Source organism: Bathymodiolus platifrons methanotrophic gill symbiont (genome assembly GCF_002189065.1).
Taxonomy (GTDB): Bacteria; Pseudomonadota; Gammaproteobacteria; order Methylococcales; family Methylomonadaceae; genus Methyloprofundus.
The window spans coordinates 1-11,915 of record NZ_BDMN01000315.1; the positions used below are offsets into that span (position 1 = coordinate 1).

Here is an 11,915-nt window from a genome sequence, read left to right on the forward strand (position 1 = left end):
TTAACAAGGTGTATCGGGTCTTTTGTGAATCTTGTAAAACATTGTGTTGGTGGGACGGGGGAAGCTGAACTTGCCACCTATCTACCTGTTATATATTACCTAATACACCAACAAGAGCACGCGATGTTACTATGAGTGTTACTAAAGCAAAATATCACTCTTAATTTGAAAAGCATTTTAGCACATTTTTGGCTTCTAAACACCTCACGCTGATAAAGGCTTCCTTAACATTAGTTTTGATATTTTAGGGATGCCACCTTAATAAGGCAGGTTATCTTTAAAAACGAGTACAGGTCTTTTTTTACTGGTTTTTAAAGTCGCTGGCACAAACTCACATAAAACAACATTGCAATATTTGCTTCCATAGGTCATCTTCTTTATCATCTAACCATTCATCTATGGTAATTGCATTATGATTTGAAAAGGCGATTGTTTCCGCTTTTTCTTTGCCGGTTTGTATTGCGTAACGCTGCTTAATAAACAGAAAAAAGTCATAGGCTTCCTTTTGCGCTGATTCGGGTAATGTTTTCCAGTCTTGTTCTTTGATAGTTTGCATTATCATGACTACAAAGTAAATTAAGGGCTTGGCAGTTTAAAGCAATATTATCAATCACCACCTTGCACATAATTGAAAAAAATCCGACCTTTAATTACTCACCACCAACAACTTGTTAAGTTCATTCTGCCATTCATTCTCAAACACCATGTGAAAAGACATTTTCTCTTTGCCGTTTATCAGCTCCACTTCGCCTTTTGGCTTAATATCCCCCATTAAAGTAGCGTTGATAGTATTAAATAATTCTTGCTTGTAGCTGGTGTCTTTATTGCCTTCCAAGTATTCGCCTTTAGATTCTACGAAGTAAAGCCGCTCTACGCCCTCTTTGTCCGCTTCCAGCTTCACCAGAAAATCAGGATATATTTTTTCGCGCTTCCAGCCCTGTATGCTGTATTCCGTACCTTTTACGGCTAATCTATGCCACCACTCCACAACATCTTTGTTATTGATTGCGTAAGCGACGGATTCTTCCAGCTTGTTATAATTAGAAAGATATTGAGGCTGAAACATGCTTTTTTCGAGGGTGACGGCAGTTTCATTGCTGTTACGCTGTACTTCTACTGTTTCAGCCATTTGCCAGTTTAATGTTAACAACGGCTCGGCAAGTAAATGTAAAAAAATTATTCCATCATCCAGTTTGCCTCTAAAAATGACTTCTGACTGCTCCAGCATCCAGCGGAAACAATCCTTTTTGATTTCTTCTACTATAAATACGGAATTACGGGCTAATTTTGCTTCACTGACCCCTTTAGTTCGCAAGTCTGATAATACATGCTCAATAATACGGTAGGCTTGCCAAGCGTTTGGAACTTTTTCCATAAGCTGACTAACCATTAGGGTTATACTGACTTCATTGCTTATGTGTTCGGTTTGTTTCTCGCCTGTGAAAATATCGAAGTGTCCGATTTTTTCGTTTTTCAAATCCACCGTCTGGTTCTGGTAATCCAGTTCTTCTTTATCCTCAAGAGCTATATTATCCAGCTTCTCAAAGCAATAGGTCTCCCACTGAATATCGCCTAATATATCCGCGTAATAATCAAACTTAGCTGGCTTCCCATCACGAATAACATTAAGTGACGGCAAAAAAATCTTTGTACCTTGAAATTTTTTTAACCGCTGTAGTGTTGCTTTTTCTTTGCCAGTAGCACCATCGCCTCCTGTCACGACCTGATCGGAAACATCGCCCATCCCTTCCTCTTCCAAGCCTTTTTTAATGCCATTAGCCGCACTATTCACATCTGCATTATCACAGAAAACATAACATTGGTTAAGCGCAGGGATTGAGGTTTCAAGGGCATGTGGTTGGCGCAATACGCGCCCGATAAATTGGGTGAGAGCGGTTTCACTTCTTGAATTAGATAAAATTGCTAACACATAAGCAAAAGAGCAATCCCAGCCTTCTTTGAGTGCGTCTTTAGTAATGATATAGCGCACAGGGCATAATTTATCGAAAAGATCATCATCACGCAGTTCGTTTTTTTCTGATAGCTTAATGCGTATCTCAGCTTCCAGCACATTTAGGTTTTTTATCAGATAAGACTTTATAGCCCCCACATGGTCATAAGTACTCCCTTGCCTTCTCGGTTCTGCTTTAATCACCATAATGGGGCGGATATATCGGCCTTCGTCGGCCTGATATTTTGCGGTTAATTTATTTAGCTCAATGGTTTTTGCGTGCGCCTGATTAAGCGTGTGCTGCCAGTTCGCTTCTCCATAAGAAGTGACATTGATAGGGAGTTTTATCATTTGCTCTTTTTTTAATTCCTGCCCACCTACATTGACCAGCACATTACTATGATCTTTGGGGGTGGCGGAGAGTTCGACAATAAACGAAGCATTAAATGAATTGATGGTCTCTTGTGCCAGCTTGCTTGCGCCTCTGTGACCTTCATCAAATATAGCAATCGGTCGCAATAAGCGCAGCACATTACCCAACGAATGTTTGATAGAAATACCGGAGATGACATTGTGCCCACCTTCCAATAAATCCGCTGGATCAAGATTCGGCACAGCTGAATGTAGCCGGTTATTCGCGTTATAGTCATCCAACTGCGGAAAGAAACTTTCAAACCGACCACTGTCCTTAAACATTTTCAAGGTATTTTTATTTTGGCGATTACTGGCTTGCAGCATTAATAACATGATGCACAGATTATCCTTTACATCCTGTGCGCTGAAGCTATCATTTTTTTCCAGAATAAGCGTTCTACCACCGCTGGCTCTATCCAGCATTTGGCGATAAGGATGTTCTTTGTTTCTAAGCTGTTTACTGGTCTGGCTGTAAATCGTGTCACTCGGTACAATCCACAACACAAAGCCGTTATTGCGCTTAAAATAATCCTGATTGATACGCTGAATTGCAGCAGTTGCAAGCAGAGTTTTTCCACCGCCTGTGGGTACTTTGAAGCAAATATTGGGGATATTTCGCGCCATGCCATCATTTCGCACGGTGTAGTTAGCGCGATAAACTGCCATTTTTGCTTTTAGGGATTGCCATGCAAGCTGGCAATAATCGGATTTTTCGGGCGGCACGGCTGCCTTGTTGCCTTTATGCTGTTGAAATTCAAAATACTCCTGTTTTTCGTCTTTCTGAGTTTTTAATTCACTAAGATAACTTTCCAGATAGTCCAGTACCTTGATTTGATAATCTTTAAGTTCCATGTTCTCTAAGCCCCCACGACCTTATGAATGGCATAAGGTAACTGGCAGAAGGTAATATTTTGGCTGGAAAGCTCTTTTTGTCCCATATATTTAGCCGTAGCAAAAACCAGCTTTTCCTTTTTGCTATTACGGGCAGCAATAGCTTTAAGTTTGATGTAATTCAGTGCAGAATCATTGCCGCGTAAAAAAGCAATATCGGGTTTATAAATCAAATACACTTCATACAAATCGGTTTCGCCCACAAAATAATCCAATTTTTCCTTGGCATGACCGTCAAGGCTTTTGCCTGTTGCAGTGTAAAATACGTATTTAGCCAATGCGCCATAATCGGGCAGGGATTCGCCTGTAATGATTTTTTCAATGCTGATTTCATTGCCTAGTTCGCAAAAGGTGAAGCTGCCACCTAAGCCCGCCTTTTTGTCTGTCACGTTGGTCTCACCCGTGACAATTAACGTGCCATCTTTAAGAGTTTTGCTGATTTTATCGAATGTGTCGGCTTGTTGGAATTCGATAAGTTCTACTTTTTTCAGCAATTTATTGGCGTTTTTTAGTTGGCTAAAGTTGATTTTTTCATTCAATAATTCCTGTTTGTCTATGCCCGTAAATGCATAGCCTTGTATTGCCCGTCTAACGCGCTCAGCCGTGATGCTATTCGCATAATCTTCCATTTCCACAAGGATAAATTTACGATTACCACCGTCTTCTTTGTTCAAGGCTAAAACCGCGTGGGCGGCTGTACCGCTACCAGCGAATGAATCCAAAACTATTGAATTTTTATCGGTACTGACTGCAATAAATCTTTTCAGTAATTCTATAGGTTTAGGAAAAGAGAAAGATTTAGATTTGAAAATTTCTTCTACTTCTGACGTTCCACGCCTACTTGAAATTTCTTTATCTAATTGTAAGGAGCGAATTACCTTTCCAGTTAATCTGCTTTTTTGAACTATCCTATATTCCCCATCCTCAGTTTTATAACCTACTATTTCTTTGTTCAAGTTTTCGATAGATTTTGGTTTTCCCCATCGCCAAACTCGTTGAACTCCATCTTTTCGGGATATAACAGGGTAAACTTCAACCCACCCATCACGTTTTTCAATATCTATCTCATAAAAGTCATCTTCAATTTTATTATCTGTGTTCAGATAGAACGGATAGAATAAATTTGGTCTGGTTTTAGGGTTGAACGCTACGTTGCCATTGTATAAAGGGTAGATATTAAAAGAGCCAATTTCATCTTTATACTTAAATACTTTATCTTCTTCACGTAGATAGTGAGTTTCTGTCATCAATATATCTTTGGCATAAAACAAAGCGTAATCATGTGTTTTAGCAATATGACCATAATCTATGGCACTAGGCGATGAATTAATTATAAACATACCTATAAAATTCTCTTCTCCAAAAATTTCATCCATAACCCCACGTAAATTATTTAATTCATTATCATCAATACTGACAAAAATAACACCATCATCCGCCAGTAATTCATGTAGTAATTTAAGGCGCGGGTACATCATACATAGCCACTTATCATGGCGTTGCATATCTTCTTTATCCACTGGATTAGCGTTTTTACTGATCCATTCCTTCATCAGTGGTGAATTAACATTATCGTTATAGCACCAGCCCTCATTACCCGTGTTATAGGGGGGATCAATATAGATACACTTAATCTTTCCTGCATATTGCGGCATTAGGGCTTTTAGGGCGTGAAGATTATCGCCGTGAATAATCAGGTTATCATCCAGACTCGGCTTTTTTCCGCTAGCAGGCATAGATTTTTTTTTATCAACCAGTAATTCACGAAATGGAACAGAATGATGGTGTGAATAAATATACTGCTTTCCCTTAAATTCTAATGTTGGCATAACTTGGCTTTGATAAGTATGAAGTGTTAAATTTTCGTTACGGTTGTGAGGGTTATGATATAACAAATATTCCTATACCTTCCGATAATATCCGGCATAATAACTCTAGGTTCTTTTTTGTGGTTATTTGGAGATAATGCTTGGCTAGTCAATATTCACATAAACATTTTTTTAGGCATGTCCCGAATCATCAATTAGTCAGCTACTTTAGTGCTAAGGCGGTTGAGCTGGATGTTGATTTTAGTGCTTTAAAAGAAAAGGAGGTTGATCGTATTTTTCTTGCTTTTACGGCTTTACCTGAAGCACAGCAAGCCGTTATGGAAGCGGAGTTTCAGGATATACATGCGATGGCCTGTGAGGGTGGTATAGCGGCTTTGATAGATGAAGCGCATTTTTATAATGATGAGACTTTTGTAGAGCATGTTGCTGAATTTGAAGGTTTTCATGCCAAAGTGATGTGGGCTTTTCTTGAGAAGCATACTTACTGGGTGGGGGCGACTATGTTCCTGCATGCGGATAATGTGAGTAGTTCGTATTGGAAGCGGCGGAATGATTTGCCCAATGTGCCGCCGAATGTTGATGAGAGTGCGATTAAAGCCTTAGCTGATGAGATTAGTGCTTTTTTTCATAAGAATGAGGGACGCGGTAGAAACTGCCAGGTGGAGCCTTACCGTCGGCATAATAAAGAGTATTTTTTTGCTTATCCTGAAGATTTTGGTTTGACGGCTGTTGAGTGGGAGAGCGATGCTTTAAAAACACGCGCCCGACATCCTGCTTTTGAAATTATTTTTGTTTATTGTGAAGAAGAAGGGGCGTTAGATATTTATGCTCCTAAAAATACGAAAGCTGTACCTGAGTTGCAGAGAATATTTGCTAGAACAATTCTTAATTTAGAGACGCTAAGTAACGGTAGGATTGATAAGCGGGTTTATGATTTAGATCCTTTGGGGGATGCTGAATTTACGTTTAAGATTGAGCCTGAATCGGGTATTGAGAAAATTATGGTGACTCAGTTACGACTTACATTAAAGCATGGTGGTAAACGGCGCATTTCATTAGAGGCTCATACTAAAAATAACCCTCAAGCGGTTTATGAATTATTGGAAGAATTGAATCCACCTGCATATTTTGTGACTCAAACCCGTGTAAAAGTAATTTTTGAACCTACCGTCGGCAGGCGCGCCAAGACACGTACCTTTAATATTACTTATCCTAATTCTTGTGCGCTGGGGCATGATGGCGATGATTTAAAAATTCGTGAGATATTAGAAAAGTCGGGTATTGAACCTCAACCTTGAGCATAATGACTTTTAATGATGTTTTACTGGCGTTATTGGCGCATTTACGCGCAGAAAATAAGCCTATTATTATTGGCTGGGGTGTTGTACAAAAATACCCTGAAGGTGCATTAGAAGTACTTTTAAAGGCTGGGTTGCTTGTGCGTGCTTCTGCTGCTCAGTCTATTGAGTGTCATGCGTGTGAGAATCATTGTTTTATGGATGTTATCACGCTTATTCATGATGATCCTGTTTTAACCCGTGCCTTTATTGTTTGTGATGATGTTGAGATGCAAAGCCAAATGGGGCGGGTGCAAATTCCTTTAGTGCAATTACAGCAATGGCAGACTGATATTAAGCGGCTGTCTAAGGTGATTGCGGGATTGTTAGGGTTAAAAGATAAAATTGCCTTCACAGTCAATCAACCTGTGATTAAGTTGGGTATGCTAAAAGCTGCTAAAGGTCGGCGCTGGGTGACTTTGAATAGTTTAGATTTGTCGCTGGAAATTAATCAGCATACTGTTCCTGTTGATGAGGTTTTATATTTTGAGCGAGAACAGCTTTTTATTGACCAAGATGCTATTGATGATTTGCTCAATCGTGAGCCATTAAGGCAAGGTAAAAGCTATATCCCATTAACTAATAAGCGTGAAGCTCGTAAGCTTGAAACTCAAATGATGTATCAGGGTTGGCAAGATGCGTATGTACAGCTTAAAAAACAGAACCCTACTAAATCTAATAAGTGGTGTTCACTTCAAATCGCTAAAATGGATATTGCCAACGCTAAGGACGCTGAAACTATTCGTAAAAACATGGTTAAGTAACAAAGTTGGGCGGAATTTTTGCGCCCAAAATATGAGTTATTAAGTTGTTGTTTTATTTGTAGTATTTATTTTATCTCAATAATTCTATTCTAAATTCAGTTCCCTTGCCTTAACTCAAAGCTATCTTGAAAATCTATATCTTATTGTTTTGTAATCAATACTCTAATTGAGTATTGGGCGGTAATTGGAATTTTATCGCCCAAATCGCCCAGATATTCTCTCTTTTCCACTAATCGTTTAAGAGAGCCAAACATGTCACACAAAATAGTAAGACTTCCCACTGTTAAAGATAAATCAGGTTTATCACGTAGCACTATCTATTTACGCATTTCTAAAAATGAATTTCCTGCTCCTATTTCTCTAGGAGGCAGGGCTGTTGGCTGGATAGAAGAGGAGGTAGATGATTGGGTAGCGGAAAAAATAAAAGCTAGTCGTTGTGAAAAATAATGGCTAAGCGTCTTAACCCTAATCTGGCAAAAATCCATCGTAATTATACGGTGGAGGAGGTCGCTAATTTATTTTCTGTCCATAAAAACACAGTGCGTTTATGGGTTAAAGGTGGGTTAGCTACTAATGATAATAAACGCCCTATTTTAATTCTTGGTTCTGAATTAAAAAGTTATTTACAGGAAAAAAGAAAGAGTAATAAACGTAAATGTCAGCCGTTTGAAATTTATTGTGTACGTTGTCGAGTACCTAAGATACCTGCTGAAAAAATGGTTGATTATGAGCCAATAAATGAACGGCTTGGGCGCTTGATTGGTATCTGCCCAACATGTGATGGCATTATCAATAAGTACTTTAATATCGCTAAATTAGACAGTGTTCAGGGGAAATTGGACATCACATTACCGAAGGCACTAAAACACATAAACGAGAGTGTTAAACCCCTCTTAAACAGTGACTTTAAATAGTGAGTTAAAATGATGATAAAACACAATGCAAATAATGAGCGTATTAAACGCCAGTATTTTATATTTCTTAAAGAAGCTAAGAGACAAAATGAAGCTTCTGTTGATGCAGTAGCTAAAGCAGTTAGTCGCTTTGAATCTTGTACAAAATACCGAGATTTTAAGGCATTTCATTTTGAACAGGCGGTAGGATTTAAGAAGCATCTTGCTCAGCAAAAAAATCAGCAAACAGGTAAACCATTAAGCAAGGCAACGCTTAATTCTACGCTGAGGCATATAAAAACTTTTTTCCAGTGGTTGGCTATGCAGTCTGGGTATAAGTCTCGTATTAATTATACTGATACGGAATATTTTAATTTATCAGAAAAAGAAGTTCGTATTGCAACGGCGCGTAGGGAAACGCCAATTCCTACAATGGAGCAAATTAAGCATGTTATTGAGTCTATGCCGAATAAGTCAGATATAGAACGGCGTAATCGTGGCCTTATTGCTTTTACGCTTTTAACGGGCGCGAGAGATAGTGCCATTGCTTCTATGAAATTAAAGCATGTGGATGTTATTGGAAATAGTGTATTTCAGGATGCGAGAGAGGTGAATACTAAATTCAGTAAGACGTTTACGACATTTTTCTTTCCCGTCGGGGATGATATTCAACAAATTGTTGTTGATTGGGTGCATTATCTTAAAGAGGAGTTGCTTTGGGGGAATGATGATCCCTTGTTTCCTAAAACCAATGTAATTACAGGTGAAGATAGAATATTTAAAGCGTCAGGGTTTAAACGAGAGCATTGGAGTACGGCTTCGCCTATACGTACTATTTTTCGTGATGCTTTTGAATCGGCTGATTTGCCGTATTTTAATCCGCACAGTTTTCGTAAAACACTGGTTACTCTTGGGCAAAAACTTTGCCAAACACCTGAAGAGTTTAAATCTTGGAGTCAGAATTTAGGGCATGAAGATGTTTTAACGACTTTATATAGCTATGGAGAGGTGCAGCAACATCGGCAAGGGGAAATTTTTCAGCAATTGAAATCCCCACGTTCTTCATCAGCTACTCAAAGTGCTGATGATATTGCCCAAGCTGTTATTAAACTGAAGTTTCCCAATAATTATTTATGGTAAAATTGAAACTATACTTTGGGGGATGCTGAATTTACGTTTAAGATTGAGCCTGAATCGGGTATTAAACGAGAGTGTTAAACCCCTCTTAAACAGTGACTTTAAAAAGTGAGTTAAAACGATGATAAAACACAATGCAAATAATGAGCGTATTAAGCGTCAATATTTTATATTTCTTAAAGAAGCTAAGCGACAAAATGAGGCTTCAGTTGATGCGGTCGCTAAGGCAGTTAGTCGCTTTGAATCTTATACAAAATACCGTGATTTTAAGACATTTCATTTTGAGCAGGCGGTAGGATTTAAAAAACATCTTGCCCAGCAAAAAAATCAGCAAACAGGTAAGGAATTAAGTAAGGCAACACTAAATTCTACCTTGAGGCAGTTGAAAACTTTTTTTCAGTGGTTAGCTATGCAAGCAGGGTATAAGTCGCGTATTAATTATACTGATACGGAATATTTTAATTTATCAGAAAAAGAAGTTCGTATTGCAACGGCGCGTAGGGAAACGCCAGTTCCTACAATGGAACAAATTAGGCATGTTATTGAGACTATGCCAAATAATTCAGATATAGAGCGACGCAATCGTAGCCTTATTGCTTTTGGTATTTTAACAGGTGCTAGGGATAGTGCTATTGCTTCTATGAAATTAAAGCATGTTGATATTATAGGTAATAGTGTATTTCAGGATGCGCGAGAGGTGAAAACTAAATTCAGTAAGACTTTTACAACGTTCTTTTTTCCTGTTGGGGATGATATTCAGAAAATTGTAATTGATTGGGTGCATTATCTCAGAGAGGAGTTGCTTTGGGGGAACGATGATCCCTTGTTTCCTAAAACCAATGTGATTACAGGTGATGATAGAACCTTTAAAGCATCGGGGTTTAAAAAAGAGCACTGGAGTACTGCTTCCCCTATACGCACAATTTTTCGTGATGCTTTTGAATCATCTGATTTACCTTATTTTAATCCGCATAGTTTTCGTAAAACTCTGGTTACTCTTGGCCAAAAGCTTTGCCAAACACCTGAAGAGTTTAAATCCTGGAGCCAGAATTTAGGGCATGAAGATGTTTTAACAACCTTATATAGCTATGGTGAAGTACAGCAACATCGGCAGGGGGAAATTTTTCAGCAATTAAAGGCTCCCCGCGTATCTGCTAATATTAACCCTAATGCTGATGATATTGCACAAGCCGTTATTAAAGCGTTGGCAGGTCAAGCAGAGGCTAATTTAGGTGATGTGGCATAATCGACTATTTTAAGTCCTTTTTTCCCCGCCAAACTCATATTGCCCGTGGCAGCTTTATCAATATAATCACTCCACCAAATCATAACAGGCTTTCTGCGCTCAAGGTAGTTGGCTCTGTTATAAGCGTTACGTACTTCGTTCTTGCCAGTATGGGCTAATGCGGCTTCAATTACATCAGCATCAAAACCTTCTTCATTAAGTACGGTGCTGGCTAGTGATCTTAGTCCATGTGCGACTAATTGTTTGTCAAATCCCATTCGTTTTAGTGCCATATTGGCAGTTTGGGCGTTGGTGTGTGTTCTTGGATTTCTATCTGAGGGAAAAATGAATTCACTACGAGAGCTAATAGGGTGCATAACGTCTAGTAATTCTAAACATTGCGGGGTTAGTGGGATAGTATGTGCCTTCTTTTGTTTCATACGCTCTATGGGGATATTCCAAAGCCCATTTTCAAAATCAATTTCATCCCAGCGTGTGCCAGCTGCTTCACTGGGTCTAACCATTGTACGTAATTGCCACTCAATAAGGCATCGTGTTGTTAATTTGATACTTGCTTGAGATATTGTTTTCATTAGCAAGGGGAGTTGCTCAGGTTTCAGGGTCGGTAAATGCTGTTTTGTGGGTAACTGAAAGGCTTTGCTTATACCCGTTAGTGGGTTACTTGAAATAATGCCTGTATTGACAGCGTAAACCATTATTTCATTGAGTCGTTGGCAGAGGCGTTTTATCGTTTCTAAACTACCTTTGGCGGCAATAGGTTCAAGGATTTCAATGGTTTTTATCGCAGTAATTTTATGTATAGGTATTTTGCCTAATTCTGGGAATATATGAAGTTCTAGTGAACGCCAAGTATCTGTTGCATGATTTTGAGTGACAGTTGTTTTTTTTACAGCTAGCCATTTTTCGGCGATATGTTCCAGTGTATTGTTATGGGCTATATCATTTAAACGGTTGGCATCTTCGCGGTGTTCTTTTGGGTCAATCTCTTTTGCGAGTAATTCTCTTGCTGTGGCGCGTTTGTTTCTTGCATCTGCTAACGATATGGCGGGATATGAGCCAAAGCTTAAAGAGGTACGTTTTTTTGTGTAGGGTCTAAAGTAGTTAAATATCCATAATTTAGATCCGTTGGGTTTTACTCTGAGAGCAAGCCCATCACCATCAACTAAATTAAATTCCTTTTCTTTGGGTTTTGCTTGTTTTACTTCTGTATTGGTAAGTGGTTTAGTAACTCTAGCCATTTTAGTAACACCGCATCTGATGAAGTTAAGGTGATGTTACTATGGATGTTACTAAAAAGCTAAGATTTTATGAAACCTTATAGGACTCTATAGGCAATAAAAAACCCGACAACCTAGGATTAACAAGGTGTATCGGGTCTTTTGTGAATCTTGTAAAACATTGTGTTGGTGGAGACGGGGGGAATTGAACCCCCGTCCGCAAGCACTCCGCCTTT

Annotated in this window: 10 protein-coding genes and 1 other RNA gene; 6 read left to right on the forward strand and 5 right to left on the reverse strand. The window is 38.8% G+C overall.

Annotation, left to right across the window (positions count from 1 at the left end; translation table 11 throughout):
- Window positions 1-331 precede the first annotated feature (331 nt).
- From CDZ78_RS16270 to CDZ78_RS16280, 3 genes are all read right to left on the reverse strand, one after another.
- Window positions 332-562, reverse strand: coding sequence for a hypothetical protein (locus CDZ78_RS16270; RefSeq protein ID WP_140414131.1), 231 nt, complete (start codon window positions 560-562; stop codon window positions 332-334).
- Between the two features lie 84 nt (window positions 563-646).
- Window positions 647-3,217, reverse strand: a complete 2,571-nt coding sequence (locus CDZ78_RS16275) for a DEAD/DEAH box helicase (protein ID WP_087870937.1) — start codon at window positions 3,215-3,217, stop codon at window positions 647-649.
- 5 nt (window positions 3,218-3,222) lie between these two features.
- Window positions 3,223-5,085, reverse strand: coding sequence for a site-specific DNA-methyltransferase (locus CDZ78_RS16280; RefSeq protein ID WP_087870938.1), 1,863 nt, complete (start codon window positions 5,083-5,085; stop codon window positions 3,223-3,225).
- Window positions 5,086-5,225: 140 nt separating this feature from the next.
- On the opposite strand from CDZ78_RS16280, the gene CDZ78_RS16285 reads away from it, so the two are divergent.
- The 6 genes from CDZ78_RS16285 (at window position 5,226) to CDZ78_RS16310 (ending at window position 10,462) form a co-directional block, all read left to right on the forward strand.
- Window positions 5,226-6,383: a hypothetical protein gene (locus CDZ78_RS16285; protein ID WP_087870939.1), complete on the forward strand. Its 1,158-nt coding sequence runs from the start codon at window positions 5,226-5,228 to the stop codon at window positions 6,381-6,383.
- A gap of 5 nt (window positions 6,384-6,388) precedes the next feature.
- A complete protein-coding gene (locus tag CDZ78_RS16290) occupies window positions 6,389-7,186 on the forward strand; it encodes a hypothetical protein (RefSeq protein WP_087870940.1) in 798 nt (265 codons plus the stop codon).
- 252 nt (window positions 7,187-7,438) lie between these two features.
- The gene (locus CDZ78_RS16295) at window positions 7,439-7,633 is read left to right on the forward strand and encodes a helix-turn-helix transcriptional regulator (protein ID WP_087870941.1); all 195 of its coding nucleotides are present in this window, start codon (window positions 7,439-7,441) and stop codon (window positions 7,631-7,633) included.
- Window positions 7,633-8,100, forward strand: coding sequence for a helix-turn-helix domain-containing protein (locus tag CDZ78_RS16300; protein ID WP_087870942.1), 468 nt, complete (start codon window positions 7,633-7,635; stop codon window positions 8,098-8,100). The genes CDZ78_RS16295 and CDZ78_RS16300 overlap by 1 nt, the downstream gene beginning before the upstream one ends.
- A 12-nt stretch (window positions 8,101-8,112) precedes the next feature.
- On the forward strand, window positions 8,113-9,219 hold the full coding sequence (locus CDZ78_RS16305; protein WP_087870945.1) for a tyrosine-type recombinase/integrase: 1,107 nt from the start codon (window positions 8,113-8,115) through the stop codon (window positions 9,217-9,219).
- 118 nt (window positions 9,220-9,337) lie between these two features.
- Window positions 9,338-10,462, forward strand: a complete 1,125-nt coding sequence (locus tag CDZ78_RS16310) for a tyrosine-type recombinase/integrase (RefSeq protein ID WP_087870943.1) — start codon at window positions 9,338-9,340, stop codon at window positions 10,460-10,462.
- Here the strand turns inward: CDZ78_RS16310 and CDZ78_RS16315 are convergent.
- Window positions 10,429-11,700, reverse strand: coding sequence for an integrase domain-containing protein (locus CDZ78_RS16315; RefSeq protein WP_087870944.1), 1,272 nt, complete (start codon window positions 11,698-11,700; stop codon window positions 10,429-10,431). The genes CDZ78_RS16310 and CDZ78_RS16315 overlap by 34 nt on opposite strands.
- Window positions 11,701-11,866: 166 nt before the next feature.
- Window positions 11,867-11,915, reverse strand: a transfer-messenger RNA (tmRNA) gene (gene ssrA, locus CDZ78_RS16320); the annotation flags it as partial.

Excerpts from the sequence above, each read along its gene's own strand:
- CDZ78_RS16270 (WP_140414131.1), bottom strand. The coding sequence starts at position 562 with ATGATAATGCAAACTATCAAAGAACAAGACTGGAAAACATTACCCGAA.
- CDZ78_RS16275 (WP_087870937.1), bottom strand. The coding sequence starts at position 3,217 with ATGGAACTTAAAGATTATCAAATCAAGGTACTGGACTATCTGGAAAGT.
- CDZ78_RS16280 (WP_087870938.1), bottom strand. The coding sequence starts at position 5,085 with ATGCCAACATTAGAATTTAAGGGAAAGCAGTATATTTATTCACACCAT.
- CDZ78_RS16290 (WP_087870940.1), top strand. The coding sequence starts at position 6,389 with ATGACTTTTAATGATGTTTTACTGGCGTTATTGGCGCATTTACGCGCA.
- CDZ78_RS16295 (WP_087870941.1), top strand. The coding sequence starts at position 7,439 with ATGTCACACAAAATAGTAAGACTTCCCACTGTTAAAGATAAATCAGGT.
- CDZ78_RS16300 (WP_087870942.1), top strand. The coding sequence starts at position 7,633 with ATGGCTAAGCGTCTTAACCCTAATCTGGCAAAAATCCATCGTAATTAT.
- CDZ78_RS16305 (WP_087870945.1), top strand. The coding sequence starts at position 8,113 with ATGATAAAACACAATGCAAATAATGAGCGTATTAAACGCCAGTATTTT.
- CDZ78_RS16310 (WP_087870943.1), top strand. The coding sequence starts at position 9,338 with ATGATAAAACACAATGCAAATAATGAGCGTATTAAGCGTCAATATTTT.
- CDZ78_RS16315 (WP_087870944.1), bottom strand. The coding sequence starts at position 11,700 with ATGGCTAGAGTTACTAAACCACTTACCAATACAGAAGTAAAACAAGCA.